Raw genomic sequence first — 17,001 nt, forward strand, 5'->3', positions numbered from 1 at the left:
TTACGAGCAAGAACCACGTTGATCTGCGTCTATTGCATTTGTATTGTCAGCCGCTTTCTTGGCACACAACAGAGTTTTCACCCAAGGATCATCTCGACCCACTTCTCGGAAGAACTCATCAGGTAAATCATCGGGTATTGTCACTAATTTTTGGGCAAATAAGTCAGGCGATTGAGATAATAAGCCCACATCATAACCCCACTGCCGTAAAGGAGCTAGGTAGTAAGGAATTGTACCTCTAATGCCAGTACCATAGTTATCTATTTGATAGACGTTGCCTGAAAATACGGGCATAAATGGTGCAGTAGCATAAGCACTGCGTTTGACTTGGTAAAATGCCCCGTTCATTTTCAGTGCAGTTGGGTTAGCAGCAGTATTCCAGTTTTCCAACAAGCGCACAAAGTTGGGTAACCCGCCATTATCCTCTGCATCACGGCTGACACTCGCTCCTGATGGGGTAGGTGATGCGGCTGGCGTATCTCCCACTGCGGCAATGACATTGACAGTAGTTTCTGTGGCTTCTTGTAGCCAATTTCCGGGTTTTCCAGCTTGCACAACATCCCTGTCTGGTACTTCACGAGTACCAAATGGTCTGTTATGTTGGAACACTGGATCGAAGCGAGTCTCATTATCTTCATTTTCCAGCCAAGGAATGAAATATGGCTGTTTGTCTTTTAGAGCATCTATTGGCTGGTTTGACCCTGTTAATGGCCAGTCAAACTCTGCTACTTTACCATCGCTGCCAACACCATAAACTTTTCGTGGGCTGACTAATGTACCGTCATTAAGATTACGTACAAAAGCAATTCTAGTTGGTCTGTTGGGGTTAATCTGAGTGGTATTACAGTCTACTGCTTGACCAATGATTCCCGTTTTAATTGATGTTGCTGGTTGACCAACAATGTCTGCCGTACCATCTGCTTTTTTATCTCGCCAAGAGTTCTGTCCTATGGCTTGGTTGGGGCAGGCGTTTTTAATTGTCCAGTTTCTAGCATTACCGCATGAACTAGCGTAACAAACTTCCAACAATAACTGTTTAGCCCGAATTTTTCGCACAATTGGGGTGACAAAGTTGTTGAGATAGGAACTTCCTTGAAATCCTGTTGTTGCTGTATCTAAATCTTTAGGAAAGCCTGGGAAATTGCCATTACTGTCAGCCGTGGGATCAACCCAATCAAAGATTGGTGCGTAGGAATTAACAGTGGAGAAAATACCTGTATAGTTAATTGGACTGGTTAGAACGGTAGTAGTGTCAAGCTGCCAATCATAGTCTCCTTCATTGCGAAAGCCAAATCTAAAGTTATTGGAAAGTACAGTCAGAGAATCAGCCAATACAGCAGCAGACCGCCATTGGTCGCCAGTTGTACACTGTGGTAATCTAGGATCACCCGGACGACAGGCAAAGTTAGTATTTAATCCTGTGCGACTGTAGAAATTGTCCCAGGTAGCAGTCAGTGCTGTATTGAATTCTTCTTGAGTGTGAAGATTAAAGTTACCCTTAATATAGGCGGGTAAATTGGTAGCTAAAATCAGACCCTTTTCTGCGTCTCTATAGGCATTGCTGTCATTACGGGCAATTGCCTGTCCGTTAACCAGCATAATGGCATTAGGACGACGATTGGGATCAAGCTTGTAATCTACAGCACTCTCTAGCTTTTCAGCTTCAGTGGGAGAATTGGGATCTGCTGCCGCACTTAAATCTAGCAGTGCATCATCACGAGTAGCATAGATGATACCGCTATTTGGTAATAAATATTCTTGTGCCGGTGTACTGTTCCCGATTGTTTTTCTGCGGAGTTTGTCAATATCTAAGACAGTGGCACGAATTTCCAAAGGTGTTCTGTTTCTTCTAAAGAAATCGTACTTTCTACTTCCAGGTGTAACATCAGTTGCTTGAATTTGTCTGGCATCTAAAAAAGCAACTTCATAAATAGAGCCATGCTCAATGACGCTATTTGTAGGAGTATTCAGAGTACCATCAAAAATTGCCAAGCCACAAATTGCTGCATCAATGGCAGACTTTTCTGAAAGAGTTCGCTTCGTAGCATCTGCTTTGTTTAATGCTCTTCTCAAGAGTCCATCATCAATTGAACGTCCATTGGGATAGGTTAAATCTGCTAAGTAACTCAGGACGCTGCTGTAAGAACTTTCAGTCTTAGCTGTAGGAAAATCGTAAACTATGCCATTGTTGGATAGGCCACCGTTACCATTATTAAAAGTTTCTGGAGTTGATGGTGGATTTTTGGCAGTAGTGCTATTAGTTGGGTCATAATAGCTGCTCACACAAGCGATAGGTGTCGGATTAGTCTGGCTGTAGCTAGCAGATTTGTAGTGATATACTGCTGTTGCCCGCATCCGCAGATATGGTTCTGTTGTCGGTTGATTGACTTTATAGGTAAGCTGTAAACCATAGTCCTGATAAGGTTTGACTGGACTAGGTACTGAACTGGTTTTAACCGGCAAAAGATCAGGCCAAATTTGCTTGTTAAGAGTAGTAAAAGTAGTTGAAGACAAGTTAGCAGGGGTGACAGAATCAGGTAAATAAATTCCCGCCCCAGTTACTACTCGCAAACCTCCTACGGGTTCTTGTGGGCTATTCGGTACTTGGGCGGCGGCTAATTCCCAGTCTTTATCTCGTTCTGTACTACCTAAATCTTTCAGTGTTTCTACACGACTGCGACGAGTGCGATCGCCGTCTCCGTTATCCCATTTATAATTACTGATGGTTTGAGTATCATCAGCATTCGGCCCAACAAATGCTTCTTTAGTTTTGTCCCACCAAAGTTGAGGTAAGTTATTACCGATGAGAACCCTATCACCAAAGTATCCCTCTACACCTTGTAACTGTTTTGCCAGTTTAGTTGGTTCAGTTGCAGCCGGGTTGAGCTTATCACTACCATTTGTATTCAAACTCAAACCAGCGTAGCCAGTTGCTGTTAAACCATCAGCAGGATCAACAGGATAAATCCAAGCATCGGGGGGACGTAAAGTATTGCCACTACCTTGTAATACTGCATCTGCCTGACTGCCACCGATGTTGTAATCTCCCAAAGCATCACCGCCAAAGGCAACTTCTGCATAAGGTACTCTGCGGGTGCGTCTTGTAAAATAAAGTTCTAGCTGCTTGAAGCGTAGGTTATTCTTTTCAACAGTCGTTAGGTCAGCTAAAGTTCTACCTTGCTTAGTGAGTAAATCTCGCATCCCTTGAGTAACTTCTGACGGATCAGTGTCTTCGTCATTAGCCATCTGGGCATTCACTAAACGGTTGATGCGTTGTGTGTAAGCTAGGCTATTGTAGGCGATATCTCTGGGAAACCGGGCAACTGATTTGTTGTTGGTTGTATTATCTCTGAGCGCAACATTACTTACCGCAGGTGTTTTACCTTTATATAAGTCAATTGATACTCCATTGGTATCGCTGTTCTCTGTAATTACACCAGAACCTAAATTACCCCCAACAATGATTTTGGCATTTTCTGGGTCGTAAAAGCAGGATGCGTTACCACTGACTTGATACAATCTAACGCCATTACCACCCGTAGGTAGTCCAGCTAATAAGTTACTGTTAGCGAAAATACGTCCATTGAGTCTAAAAGCAGGCCCAGGTGCTATTCCTAAGTCATCTTCATAAACCACAGCGTTGTTAACCAAGGGTAGTTGTACCCGGTCTTGTTGAAGTTCTATAGCAGAGAAGCCTTGACTACCTTTCTTCTTCTCGTAGTTGGTGGTATCTGTGGGTTGTGTAGTAATAGGTACACTGGCAGTGTAAACAAAAAAGGCTTTTTTCAACCTAGCACCATTTCTAAACCAGCCTGTGTTACCTACCAAGACTGCACTTGTATCTTGACCGTCTCCACAACTGCTACTAACAGTACCAATAGTCATAGGCGGTGTTCTCGCCTCTAAGGAGTTTCTGGCACGAGTGTATTGTCCATTACTAACTGGTGGATTTTTAAAGTAAATTCCATAAAGGGCATAACTATCAAATTTACCGTTGTTATCGGTATCTATAGGGTACATCCACGCTGTTCTAAGTTCGTCAGAACCCTGAGTTAGCTTTAATTGAGTTTCATCACCAAAAGTGTATTCATTTATGTAGTTGTCCAAAGTATTATAGAGTGCATCATCTGTTGGCGTAGCTCGTGGTAGTCTTGGGTCTTGAAATAGTTTGTTTATTTTGGCTCTAGCCCTGTCAAGTGCGGGGGCAGCTGCATTTAGTGCAACTTCATTAACTCTGACATTACTAGCATTTTTCGCCCGTTCAAAAGACCGAAATAAAATTGCTGTGGTGAGTAACACTACTACCAAGGCAACCATTGCTACTGTCGGCAAAACGAAACCAGCATTTGCAGAACTGCGCCGCTTCTTAGTGACAAACAAATTCCGCAGCAGCCAAATAATTGACTTTTTAATTGCAGAGACTGACTGCTTACTATGCAGTCTCAGCTTTTTGAAAAGCTTTTTTCTTGCTTTGAATAGCTGGCGTTTTGACGACATAGCTACTTTCCTGTGCAGTGTTTTACAAACAACTAAAAAATGTTTTTGCTATTGGCTAATCATGTCTGTTGAGTCAATCAGGCACGATGAAAAGTAAAACTTCTGTAAAGAATTACCCTGTGTGAGCAACACTCAACTCAGTAGCAACACAAAACATTACGGTGTGTTCAAGTTATATCATCGGATCTGTTGTCTATCTTCTGCGGAAAATACTGATTTTTCTGATTTGATTGAATTGGTAGCCGTTCCAGTCAAACAACACCGTAAATTTACATGAATTTAGCAGAAGTTTATTTTATCTGCGGATGATTTAATAAAGATATTGTGAACAGATTAAACTTATATTACCCATCTGCTCTAGAAAACATATCAACCAAGGTGCAAGATGTAAAAATTGAAAACCTCCCCATAATGGAGAGGTTGCATGATTATTCTTGTTTTCAGGTAAATGTCCAGTAATTAATGTTGGTAGTTAATACTTTTATTTAACGGTTCATCCCATTTTGATTGGTCATAATGTTTTTTAAAGTATTTAACTACCAATTAACTCATAAAGAAGAAGCTGTGAGGTTTAATTTCCCTCACAATTTTGGCAACCTGATATTAGTAATGATTTAGGTTAATTCCCGCTTCTTTTGCCATTGCTTCTATCCCTTTCTTCTCTAGGGTTTTGATGGCTTTGGTAGACAGTCTCAGTTTTACCCAACGGTTGCCACCAGGCCACCAAACGCGCTTGCTTTGGAGGTTGACTTGCTGTAGGCGTTTGGTACGGCGGTGAGAGTGAGAAATTGCAAAGGCGTTATTTGCTTTTTTACCAGTCAGTTCACAACGGCGAGACATAGTGATGTATCTCCAGATTGAAAATTTACGTACAACCTTTCTATTTTAGAAGCTCTAGGGCAAATATTGGGGTGAGAGTTGCTTGAATGTTTTGTATTGGGTATGAGGACTGGGGACTGGGGATTGGGGACTGGGGACTGGGTAAAAGGTTTTCCCTCATTTTCCTCAGCGCAATAGGCACTGAAGTGCCTACTACGAACGGAGGATTATTTGCTGGCTTGTTCGGTTAGCTTTGTCAGCATTTCATTTGATCTCTCAACAAAGGATTTCATCCCGTCAGCGTCAAATCCTTTTTGAGACATCAATGCTAAATCATAAACGTGTTGACAGATGAGGTTCACTAATGGATTTGTTGTTGTCTGTCCATCACCTTGAATGATATTACCTTGATTGAGATGAATTAGGTTTTGAATCAGAGGATGGGCAGTGTTTACCAGTAAGATGTGATCTTCGGGAAATTCTGCATTCTGCTGCTGCATCATGGCGTTCATCTCCCGCAGACGACGTAGAATTTCTGGTAATAGCACCATTGCTGGTGGTGTACCTTGAGGATCATCTGACTTTAAGGCTTCGGTGCGAATATTCACTTTTGGTTTATTGAGTGCTGTTTCAAATAACTCTTTGATAACTTCACTCTTGGTTTTGTTGGTGGTGGGGTCAACTATTTCCCCGGATTTGTCTGTGTCTAGTAGGGTATTATCTAAGTCAGAGTCTACCCGTGTAAATTTGACATCACTATATTCCCGTTCTAGGAAGTTAATGAAGTGGGTGTCAATGAAGGAGTCCATAAACAGGACTTCTAAGCCTTGGTTTTTGTGCAGTTCTATATAAGTGGCTTGGCTGGCTTCGTCAGTGCTGTAAAATACGCGGTTTTCGTGGCGTTCTTTGTTACGTTCTAAGTATTCTTTGAGTGTGGTGTAAGGACTACCAGATGCAGCAGGTTTGACATCTTGCCAAACGTCTCCTTCTGCTGTCTGTACTTCAACGTTTGCAGTTTCAGCAGTTGATGCCTCTACTTTGGCAGTTGTACGGAAAATGATGATATCTTCGACTTGTTTTTTAAATTTCTCGTCGTTGAGAACACCAAATTTAACAAATGTCCCCAGGTCTTTCCACGCGCTGATATATTGTTCGCGGTTATCGCGATATAATTCTTTGAGTCTGTCGCCGACTTTCTTAGCTATATAATCGCCGATTTTGCGAACGGTGCGATCGCCTTGCAAGGCACTGCGAGATACATTCAACGGTATATCTGTACTATCAATCACCCCCCGCATCGGCGTGAGAAATTGGGGAATAATCTCATCGCAGTTATCACTGACAAACACTTGGTTGCAGAATAACTTGATTTGTCCCTTAGTCACATCTACATCAGGACGCATTTTCGGGAAGTACAAAATCCCATTGATAATAAAGGGATAATCAGTATTTAAATGCACCCACAGTAAAGGTTCTTCTTGGAACGGATACAAATAACGGTAAAACTCTAAGTAATCTTCTTTTGTCAGGTTACTGGGAGACTCCCGCCAAGGTGCTTTTTGCTTGTTTAATACTTCACTATCCAGTTTAATTGGCACTGGCATGAAGTCGCAGTAAGTCTTGACAAGATTCTTAATTCGTGCTGGTTCTAAATAATCTTCTTCATCTGGTAATAGAGTCAGAGTGATAGTAGTACCGCGCGTTGTGCGGGTTGACTCATCCAGGGTAAATTCTGGTGAACCATCACAAGTCCAGTGAACCGCTTGCGCTCCTTCTTTATAGGAAAGGGTATCAATTTCTACCTTTTGCGCCACCATAAAGGAGGAGTAGAAACCCAGTCCAAAGTGACCGATAATCGGCTGGTCGGCTTTACCTTCATATTTGTGAATAAATTCTTCCGCACTAGAGAAAGCTACCTGATTGATATATTTTTTTACCTCCTCTGCGGTCATGCCAATGCCATTATCACTGATGGCAACGGTCTTTTTATCTTGATCAATGGTAATAACAATTTCTGGTTCACCGACTTCTCCCGTGTATTCACCTGCACGGGATACCATGTTGAGCTTTTGGATTGCGTCTACGGCGTTAGATATCAGTTCCCGCAAGAAAATTTGATGATCTGAGTACAAAGATTTCTTGATGATCGGGAAAATATTTTCAGTATGAATACTGATTGTTCCTTGTTCCAGCATGATTTGTAATTAAGAAGTGTGTTTTACTGAGGATTTTAAAAGCTGTTGGCACTACAGCCACTTGTAATTATTCAGTGATATCTAGACATAAAAGATGCGGATTACCCTACTCTTGACCAACACATTGTTTAACATAAATATTTTTTTAGCCACAGATACATATAAGTTTTACCTGATTTTGGCGTAACTCAATTATTAAGCATGAAAAATTTCTATCCTGCAATTTATGGGAGAGTAATATGAACGACAACAGCAATAAGATAATATATGAACGGATCAAAAAAATCTATTATTCCTTAGTCAAATACGACTATGATCAGCCCATTATACTCAAATTTATCAGGAAATACTCGCAACCAGCAACCTGCCAAGTGTTAGATGTTGGTTGTGGCTACGGCAAAAAAATGAGGGCGATCGCTACAGCAGGTTATCAAGTCTTGGGTGTAGATGTTAATCCCACACTGGTTGAAGCTAATCAAAAACAGGGATTAAATTGTATCACTTTAGACGAATTTTCCCAGACAACTGACAAGTTTGATATTATTTTGATGTCGCATATTATTGAACATTTTCATCCATCAGATTTAAAAGATTTTCTGGATGATTATCTAGATAGACTGAAATCTGGGGGATATTTAATTATTGCTACGCCTTTGTTAACTGAGTATTTTTATGAAGATTTTGATCACGTTAAACCCTACTTACCGATTGGGATTTTGATGGTATTTGGTAGAGTTGCAACTCAGGTGCAGTATTATTCTCGCAATAAACTGGCGTTAAAAGATGTGCAATTTCGGAGAAGACATTTTAGATTTACTTTAGTTAGGGCGCAAGTGATCAGAACTTGGGCAACAAAATTTTACCAAGTTCTAGAATTTATCTGTGTATTGCTCTATTTTATGTCATTCGGTTGGTTCGGTCGAAAAGATGGCTGGGTAGGGATTTTTCAAAAGATATGAACTACCTACCGACTTCGCTAACGCTACGTCGAAACCTAACCCCCCTAACCCCCCCTTCCCTACAAGGGAATGGGGGATATGTAGAAACGTTTCATGAAACGTCTCTACATTGATCGGGGAGACGGTGAAAATTATGTCATAATTTCTGCGACTGAAACCTTAACTGGTGCTTGATTGCTAAAAGTCAAGCCATTATCACCTTTATCAATGTAAATGGTGTCTCCAGCGATAAAAGTATTCTCTAATAACTTGGTAGCAATGGGGTTTTCAATTTCTCGCTGAATGGAACGTTTTAGGGGGCGTGCGCCGTAAACTGGATCATAACCCCTCTCTACTAAGAAATCACAAGCGGCTGGGGAGATTTCAAAGGAGATTTTTTGCTCTCGTAGCAGATTTTCCACACGCTTAAGTTGAATGCGGATAATTTCGCGCATTTCGCCACGGCTGAGGGTGTGGAATAAGATGATGTCATCTACACGGTTGAGAAATTCGGGGCGGAAGTGCGATCGCAACGCATCCATTACCCGATTTCGCATTGTCTCATACTGGGAATCATCACCAGATACATCTAATATATATTCGCTACCGATGTTACTGGTCATGACTATAACTGTGTTACGGAAATCTACTGTTCTACCTTGAGAGTCAGTAATTCTACCATCATCTAACACTTGAAGCAAGATATTAAACACATCGGGATGTGCTTTCTCTACTTCATCCAAAAGCACCACTGAGTAAGGATGACGGCGAATAGCTTCCGAGAGTTGACCGCCTTCTTCGTAGCCTACATAACCAGGAGGCGCACCGACTAACCGAGAAACTGAATGTTTTTCCATGTACTCGGACATATCTAACCGCACCAAGGCATCATCTGAGTCAAAGAGAAACTGGGCTAAGGCGCGGGCGAGTTCGGTTTTACCGACACCTGTCGGCCCCATGAATAAAAATGAACCGATGGGGCGGTTGGGGTCTTTCATCCCCGCACGGGCGCGACGAATGGCGGCGGAAACTGCTTCTACGGCTTCCTGTTGACCGATGACGCGATGATGTAAATGACTTTCGAGTTGGAGTAATTTTTGACGTTCTGATTCTAACAGGCGATTTACTGGGATACCTGTCCACTTAGCGACAATTTCCGCAATGTCGGCTTCGGTGACTTGTTCGCGGAGGAGAGTAGAACCTTGACTTTGTAATTCTAACAGCTTCGCTTCCTTAGACTCGCGATCGCGCTGTACTCCCTCCAATTTGCCATACTTCAATTGAGCCGCTTTATTCAAATCATAAGCGCGTTCAGCTTGCTCAATTTGCACTCTTAAAGCATCTTCTTCTTTCTTTAAAGCACTGATGGCTTCTAAAAGCTGCTTTTCACCTTGCCATTGATTAGTTAAATCTTGCTGTTTTTCCGTTAAATTGGCAATTTCTAACTCAATTCGCTCCAAACGCTCCCTAGTTTGGGCTGGGACTTTCTCTTCTCCGGCCAGAGATAGCTTTTCCATTTCTAGCTGCATCAAGCGGCGGTCAATGGTTTCTAATTCGGATGGTTTGGAGGTAATCTCCATTTTTAACTGCGCTGCGGCTTCATCTACCAAATCAATGGCTTTATCTGGCAAAAAGCGGTCAGAAATGTAACGGGCTGATAAAGTCGCCGCCGCCACTAAAGCCGAGTCTGATATTTTGACATTGTGGTGAACTTCGTAGCGTTCCTTCAAACCCCGCAGAATAGATATTGTATTTTCTACAGAGGGCTGGTCTACAAATACTTGCTGAAAACGGCGTTCTAGGGCTGCGTCTTTCTCAATAAACTTACGGTATTCATCCAGGGTAGTCGCCCCAATACACCGCAGTTCGCCCCGCGCTAGCATTGGTTTAAGTAAATTTCCCGCATCCATCGCCCCTTGTTGATTTGAGCCAGCACCGACGACGGTGTGCAGTTCATCAATAAACAGGACGATTTGACCGTTGGATTCTGTAACTTCCCTCAGAACAGATTTAAGTCGGTCTTCAAATTCGCCCCGGTATTTAGCACCAGCGATTAAACTACCGATATCGAGAGAGATGAGTTGACGGTTTTTCAGAGATTCGGGGACATCACCATTTACTATACGCTGTGCCAAAGCTTCGGCGATCGCAGTCTTACCCACCCCAGGTTCACCAATTAACACCGGGTTATTCTTACTGCGACGAGACAACACCTGTATCACCCGGCGAATTTCATCATCCCGCCCAATTACCGGGTCTAATTTGCCAGATTTCGCCTGTTCTGTCAAATCCCGCCCAAATTTTTGTAGAGCTTCATAACGGGACTCTGGATTTTGATCTGTCACCTTTTGACTACCCCGAACTGCTTTAATAGCTGCTTCTAACTTGCTATTGTCTACATTAAAACCTTTGAGTACCCGCCTACCAACACGCTCATCATCAGTCAAGGCTAACAAGATATGTTCGACAGAGATAAACCCATCTTTCATCCTTGTCCTAATTTCTTCAGCACGGTCAAGCAGAGTATCTAAACCACGACCGAGATAAAGCTGATCACTTTTACCAACTTTTGGTTGACGTTTGATAAAACTTTCTAGCTGCTCTTGTAAACGGATAGGGTCAACTTCTGCACGCGCCAAAATCCGCAGAGCTAAACTTGTAGGATCTTCTAAAAGAGCAAGAATTAAATGCTCAACATCTAACTGCTGTTGTTGATATGCCCGGACTATATCCTGAGATTTAACAATTGCTTCCCAGAGTTTATCAGTAAATTTATTAGGATCTGTAGGCTGCATCTTTACGATTTTGGATGTGTAACTTTAAGATTTTCTAGTTTTAAGGTAACAATTACGTGTTGCGGAAGGGACAGGAGGCAGAGGGAGATGTAGCGTCAGCTTCCCGCAGGGTGGGAGTGGGGGAAGATGGGGGAAGGGGAGATTTTTTTCAAAAATTTTTGAATTTTGAATTTTGAATTTTGAATTGATTTGTCCCCAATACCCAGTCCCCAATTTACTGAGTTACCAGTTTTTCTGTTGATTCTTGTTTTTGTGCAGATCCTTGAGTTCCTAATTGGATTAGCTCAATTTTGTATCCGTTTGGGTCTTCTACAAAAGCAATGACTGTAGAACCGTGTTTCATTGGCCCTGGTTCTCTTACTACTTTACCGCCACGATTTTTAATTTGCTCACAAGTCGAGTAGATATCATCTACACCAAGGGCAATATGACCGTAAGCATTTCCTAATTCGTATTTGTCTACACCCCAGTTGTAGGTTAATTCTATAACTGTGTTATCGCTTTCGTCGCCATAACCAATAAAGGCGAGGGTAAATTCCCCACTGGGATAATCTTTCTGTCGCAGTAACTTCATCCCTAAGACATCACAGTAGAATTTTAAGGACTCTTCAAGATTACCCACCCGTAGCATTGTATGTAGTAAGCGCATATAGACCTGATCTGTGAGTGTGTTTACCTGCCAACATTTTACAGGGGACTGGGGATTGGGGATGAGGGGGATGTAGCTTGCTTCTCTTACGAGACGCTACCGCGTTCTCTACGAGACGCTACGCGAACGCGTAGCGTATCCGTAGGATTCACCCGCAGGGTGGGAGATGAGGGGGATGAGGGAGATGAGGGGGAAAATCCAATGCCCAATGCCCATTGACTAATGACTAATAACTAATGACTAATGACTATTGACTATTGACTATTGACCAAAAAATAATCCAAAATCCAAAGTCCGCCTATTTAAGCCCATCTCTGGAAATCTTCATTTAATCTCAGCCAATAGTACGCCAGAGCAATTATGCTAACGATTGGGTTGAGCTACTAGATTTTGTCCAATCAACGGTAAGAAGGAGCAAAAACTAATGAGTAACATTGTAGATACTGCTATTGAAGCAATTGTAGCCCGTGAAATTCTCGATTCGCGGGGTAGACCAACTGTAGAAGCTGAAGTACATTTGCTTAGTGGTGCTGTGGGATTGGCACAAGTTCCTAGTGGCGCGTCTACAGGTACTTTTGAAGCCCATGAACTACGAGACAAAGATAAAAGCCGTTACGGTGGTAAAGGGGTACTCAAGGCAGTACAAAACGTTAATGAAGTATTTGCCCCTAAGTTAATTGATTTGGATGCCCTCAACCAAGAACTGATCGACCGGACAATGATTGCGCTGGATGGTTCGGCGACTAAATCTAACTTGGGCGCGAATGCGATTTTGGCTGTGTCCCTCGCTGCTGCTAGAGCCGGGGCTGAGTCTTTGGGAATTCCTCTCTATCGTTATTTAGGTGGCCCTTTGGCGAATTTGCTGCCTGTGCCTTTGATGAATGTCATTAATGGTGGGGCGCACGCTGCTAATAACGTAGACTTTCAAGAGTTTATGATTGTCCCCATTGGTGCGCCTTCCTTCCGGGAAGCTTTGCGCTGGGGTGCGGAGGTGTTTGCTACCCTCAGCGAAGTGCTGCATGACAAAGGTTTATTGACTGGTGTCGGTGATGAAGGTGGTTTTGCCCCTAACCTAGAATCAAATCAAGTGGCTTTAGAATTGTTGGTGGCTGCTATCGAAAAGGCTGGTTACAAGCCTGGGGAACAAGTGGCGTTAGCATTGGACGTAGCAGCTAGCGAATTTTACAAAAATGGGCAGTATGTCTATGATGGTAAACCTCATGCGCCCACTGAGTTTATTGATTATTTAGCCCAGTTGGTTGCTCAATATCCGATTGTGTCGATTGAGGATGGTTTGCATGAGGAAGATTGGCAGCATTGGCAATTGCTCACCCAGAAGATTGGTTCACGGGTGCAGTTGGTTGGGGATGACTTGTTTGTAACTAACGCTACTCGCTTACAAAAAGGCATCCAAGAAAAAGCCGGTAATGCCATTTTGATTAAACTCAATCAAATCGGTTCTTTGACTGAGACTTTGGAAACAATTGACTTGGCAACTCGGAACGGTTTCCGGTCAGTAATTAGCCATCGTTCCGGTGAAACAGAAGACACCACAATTGCGGATTTAGCTGTCGCTACTCGTGCAGGACAAATTAAAACCGGTTCTCTATGTCGTAGTGAACGGGTAGCTAAATACAACCGCTTACTTCGGATTGAAGATGAATTGGGCGATCGCGCCGTTTATGCTGGTGCTGTAGGCTTAGGGCCGAAGTAGGTATTGGGGACTGGGGACAAATCAATTCAAAATTCGTCTTGAAAAGTTTCCTACGGCGGGAAACCCGCCTACAGAACTTTTCGCAAAATTCAAAATTCAAAATTAATGAATTGTTGAATTCTTGAAAAAATCTCCCCTGCTCCCCTGCCCAATTATGGATAAAACCCCACCTTGGGTAAACCCAAGGTTTCATCCCAACCCATCATCAAGTTGAGACACTGAATGGCTTGACCCGCTTGACCTTTAATCAGGTTGTCAATGGCTGACATGACAATTACACGGCGAGTGCGCGGGTCAACTTCTATACCTATATAACAAATATTAGTACCGCTAGCCCATTTTGTATTCGGGTAAATGCCGCTATCACAGACTTTTATCCAGGGAGAATTACGGTAAAATGCTGTATAAATTGTTATAATATCATCGCCCACTAAACCAGGATCACGAAGTGTAGCATAAACCGTTGCCAAAGTTCCCCGCACCATTGGGACAAGGTGGGGTGTAAATTGGACTGTGACTTCATGACCTGCTAGTTCGCTACAAATTTGTTCAATTTCTGGCGTATGGCGATGACGGGTAACGCTATATGCTGCCAGGGAATTATCGGCTTCGGCTAACAATAAGTGGGTTTTGGGTTCTCGCCCGCCGCTTGATGTACCAGATTTAGCATCGATAATCGCTGTTTCGGGGACAATTAAACCTTGCTTAAATAGTGGTAAAAGTGCGATCAGACTGGCTGTAGGGTAAGCACCAGGACAGCCAACCAGTTGGGCATCAGCAATGCGATCGCGATACAGTTCTGGTAATCCATATACGGCGGTGGCGGCTGTATCATGGTCGCTTCTTTCTTTACCATACCAACTGGTATAGGTTGCCAAATTTCTGAATCTATAGTCTGCACTCAGGTCGATTACCTGGCATCCTTGTTCTAATAAAATGGGTGCAATTTGGCAAGCATGACCATTTGATAGTGAAAGAAATACCACTTGACAACGACTGGCGATAATTTCGGGTTCGATAGCCTCGATTGGCAATTTGACGACATTTGCCAAATGAGGGTAAGCAGTCGCCAATGACTTTCCGACAATACTATCTTCGCCTAAATAAACTAACTCGACTTCGGGGTGTTCCAGTAGTAATCGTACTAATTGCAATCCGCCATAGCCTGACGCGCCAACAATCCCAACTGGTACGCGTCTTAAATTACCCATGATCTCAAATCCTTATCCGCTTTTGGTTAATCTGTTGTGATCTGCCAACTACTAGCTACCAGAGGCGAAACTGAGAAAACGCCACAGAAGCCCAGCACCAGAGCATATTCAACGACACTGCACTAAAGCCCAATTTTAACGGTAGAGCTGACGCACAAGCATGAAAAAACAATGGCAGAAGGTTACAAAGGTATATAAAACCTTGGCAAGCCCATACTTTCACATTGCTAGTTTATATTTCTGCTGCATAAAGCAGCTACAATTTAAAATAAGAATTTGTTAAAAAAATTTACTATTGCTAGTTAAAATTCTCTGTGTCACAGTCTAAAAATACACAGCAGCCTGAAAACGCTCCCATTAATAAAGATTATCCCAATCCAGATATAGCTCCTCCAATGGAGGAGGCGAATCACGGTGTTACCTCTGCAAATCCAAATTTTATGTTTGATTCTATTGATGCTGCTTTGACAGAACTCAAGGCTGGTCGCGCCATTGTGGTGGTAGATGACGAAAATCGAGAAAATGAAGGCGATTTGATTTGTGCGGCTCAGTTTGCTACGCCTGACATGATCAATTTTATGGCAGTGGAAGCTAGAGGATTGATTTGTCTGGCGATGACAGGCGATCGCCTGGATGAACTCGATCTACCCTTGATGGTAACGAACATCACTGATCCCAATCAGACGGCTTTTACAGTCAGTATTGATGCCGGGCCGCATTTAGGCGTATCCACGGGAATCTCCGCCGAAGACCGCGCCCGCACTATCCAAGTAACTCTCAACCCAGGCACAAAACCATCAGATTTACGTCGTCCTGGTCATATTTTCCCGTTGCGGGCTAGAGTTGGTGGTGTCCTCAAACGTGCTGGACACACGGAAGCAGCTGTTGACTTAGCGCGATTAGCCGGATTATACCCAGCCGGGGTGATTTGTGAAATTCAAAACCCCGATGGTTCAATGGCACGGTTGCAGCAGTTAATTGATTATGCTAAACATCACAATCTCAAAATTATCAGCATTGCTGACTTAATTAGTTATCGCCTCAAACATGACCGCTTGGTATATCGGGAAGTGGTAACTAAGCTACCTAGTCAATTCGGTCAGTTTGACATTTACGCCTATCGTCACACCCTAGATCATACTGAACACGTTGCCATTGTCAAAGGCGACCCGGCTAACTTTAAAGATGAGCCAGTCATGGTGCGGATGCACTCAGAATGTCTCACAGGCGATGCTTTGGGTTCTTTGCGCTGTGACTGTCGGATGCAGTTGCAAGCTGCACTGAAAATGATTGAAACGGCTGGTCAAGGTGTAATAGTTTACCTGCGCCAAGAGGGACGAGGTATTGGTTTAATTAACAAGCTAAAAGCCTATTCTTTGCAGGATTTAGGTCTGGATACGGTAGAGGCGAATGAGCGTTTAGGATTTCCTGCCGACCTGCGCGATTATGGTATGGGAGCGCAAATACTGATGGATTTAGGCGTGAAAAAGATACGCCTGATTACCAATAATCCCCGGAAAATCGCCGGAGTGAAGGGTTATGGTTTGGAAGTGGTTGACCGTGTGCCGTTGTTAATCGAAGCCAATGACTACAATTCCTATTACTTGGCGACTAAAGCCAAAAAGCTCGGTCACATGTTGTTACAAACCTGTTTGGTAACAGTCGCAATTCATTGGCAAGATGACCCGCAATTGGTAACAAAACGCTACGAGCGTTTAGAGAAATTGCGGCATTTAGCGAGGAGTTATGATTTATTGTTACAAGAAGAAGCCCGTCCTTTAGCGATCGCTTTATTTGATGAGCCATCGTTAACAGTACACTTGGGTTTTGACCAACCAAAATTAGCTGCTGCTGACTGGTATCAACAAGACGGACATCCTTACCTGCAAGCCATTTTGCAAATTCTGGATAACTTAGCCACCTTACCTTACGTGCAGAAACTCGAATTTTTGATTTCTTCTGGTAGCGATCCCCTGAGTAATTTGCAAGTCCAGCTAGACAGGCAAACCATCCCACAGGGAGAGTTACCGTCTTCAGTAGGCGATCGCCTGGAAACACAGAAAATTTATAGTTTTATCAGGTAGGACGAGAAACCTCATACTCCATTATCTGGGGTGCGTTAGTCAACTGCTGAGATACCCAAAAATTATTCGTACTGATGCACCCCAATAACACACATCTTG

9 protein-coding genes are annotated in these 17,001 nt (G+C 43.0%); 3 read left to right on the forward strand and 6 right to left on the reverse strand.

The window, feature by feature from the left end; all coding sequences use genetic code 11:
* The 3 genes from hpsA to htpG form a co-directional block, all read right to left on the reverse strand.
* Complete coding sequence (gene hpsA, locus A3775_RS14895) at nucleotides 1–4,497, reverse strand: hormogonium polysaccharide biosynthesis protein HpsA (RefSeq protein ID WP_066425612.1); 4,497 nt, start codon at nucleotides 4,495–4,497, stop codon at nucleotides 1–3.
* A 603-nt stretch (nucleotides 4,498–5,100) separates the two neighbouring features.
* Nucleotides 5,101–5,337, reverse strand: a complete 237-nt coding sequence (gene rpmB / locus A3775_RS14900; RefSeq protein ID WP_066384307.1) for a 50S ribosomal protein L28 — start codon at nucleotides 5,335–5,337, stop codon at nucleotides 5,101–5,103.
* Nucleotides 5,338–5,543: 206 nt separating this feature from the next.
* A complete protein-coding gene (gene htpG, locus A3775_RS14905) occupies nucleotides 5,544–7,511 on the reverse strand; it encodes a molecular chaperone HtpG (protein ID WP_066384309.1) in 1,968 nt (655 codons plus the stop codon).
* 239 nt (nucleotides 7,512–7,750) lie between these two features.
* On the opposite strand from htpG, the gene A3775_RS14910 reads away from it, so the two are divergent.
* Complete coding sequence (locus A3775_RS14910; protein WP_066384311.1) at nucleotides 7,751–8,470, forward strand: bifunctional 2-polyprenyl-6-hydroxyphenol methylase/3-demethylubiquinol 3-O-methyltransferase UbiG; 720 nt, start codon at nucleotides 7,751–7,753, stop codon at nucleotides 8,468–8,470.
* 131 nt (nucleotides 8,471–8,601) lie between these two features.
* Here A3775_RS14910 and clpB read toward each other — a convergent pair whose 3' ends face one another.
* Both clpB and gloA read right to left on the reverse strand, forming a co-directional pair.
* Nucleotides 8,602–11,244: an ATP-dependent chaperone ClpB gene (clpB, locus tag A3775_RS14915; protein ID WP_066425614.1), complete on the reverse strand. Its 2,643-nt coding sequence runs from the start codon at nucleotides 11,242–11,244 to the stop codon at nucleotides 8,602–8,604.
* Between the two features lie 214 nt (nucleotides 11,245–11,458).
* A complete protein-coding gene (gloA, locus tag A3775_RS14920) occupies nucleotides 11,459–11,893 on the reverse strand; it encodes a lactoylglutathione lyase (protein WP_066425615.1) in 435 nt (144 codons plus the stop codon).
* 424 nt (nucleotides 11,894–12,317) lie between these two features.
* Here gloA and eno point away from each other — a divergent pair, with 424 nt between their 5' ends.
* Complete coding sequence (gene eno / locus A3775_RS14925) at nucleotides 12,318–13,607, forward strand: phosphopyruvate hydratase (protein WP_066425617.1); 1,290 nt, start codon at nucleotides 12,318–12,320, stop codon at nucleotides 13,605–13,607.
* 152 nt (nucleotides 13,608–13,759) lie between these two features.
* Here eno and argC read toward each other — a convergent pair whose 3' ends face one another.
* A complete protein-coding gene (argC, locus tag A3775_RS14930; RefSeq protein WP_066425618.1) occupies nucleotides 13,760–14,818 on the reverse strand; it encodes an N-acetyl-gamma-glutamyl-phosphate reductase in 1,059 nt (352 codons plus the stop codon).
* A 395-nt stretch (nucleotides 14,819–15,213) separates the two neighbouring features.
* Between argC and ribBA the strand changes: the two genes are divergently transcribed.
* Nucleotides 15,214–16,902, forward strand: a complete 1,689-nt coding sequence (gene ribBA, locus A3775_RS14935) for a bifunctional 3,4-dihydroxy-2-butanone-4-phosphate synthase/GTP cyclohydrolase II (protein ID WP_066425664.1) — start codon at nucleotides 15,214–15,216, stop codon at nucleotides 16,900–16,902.
* The last annotated feature ends 99 nt before the right edge of the window (nucleotides 16,903–17,001 follow it).

This window comes from Anabaena sp. 4-3 (assembly GCF_001597745.1).
Lineage (GTDB): Bacteria > Cyanobacteriota > Cyanobacteriia > Cyanobacteriales > Nostocaceae > Trichormus.

Bases quoted from the DNA above. Each gene is read 5' to 3' on its own strand.
- hpsA (WP_066425612.1), bottom strand. From the start codon at position 4,497: ATGTCGTCAAAACGCCAGCTATTCAAAGCAAGAAAAAAGCTTTTCAAA.
- rpmB (WP_066384307.1), bottom strand. From the start codon at position 5,337: ATGTCTCGCCGTTGTGAACTGACTGGTAAAAAAGCAAATAACGCCTTT.
- htpG (WP_066384309.1), bottom strand. From the start codon at position 7,511: ATGCTGGAACAAGGAACAATCAGTATTCATACTGAAAATATTTTCCCG.
- A3775_RS14910 (WP_066384311.1), top strand. From the start codon at position 7,751: ATGAACGACAACAGCAATAAGATAATATATGAACGGATCAAAAAAATC.
- clpB (WP_066425614.1), bottom strand. From the start codon at position 11,244: ATGCAGCCTACAGATCCTAATAAATTTACTGATAAACTCTGGGAAGCA.
- gloA (WP_066425615.1), bottom strand. From the start codon at position 11,893: ATGCGCTTACTACATACAATGCTACGGGTGGGTAATCTTGAAGAGTCC.
- eno (WP_066425617.1), top strand. From the start codon at position 12,318: ATGAGTAACATTGTAGATACTGCTATTGAAGCAATTGTAGCCCGTGAA.
- argC (WP_066425618.1), bottom strand. From the start codon at position 14,818: ATGGGTAATTTAAGACGCGTACCAGTTGGGATTGTTGGCGCGTCAGGC.
- ribBA (WP_066425664.1), top strand. From the start codon at position 15,214: ATGGAGGAGGCGAATCACGGTGTTACCTCTGCAAATCCAAATTTTATG.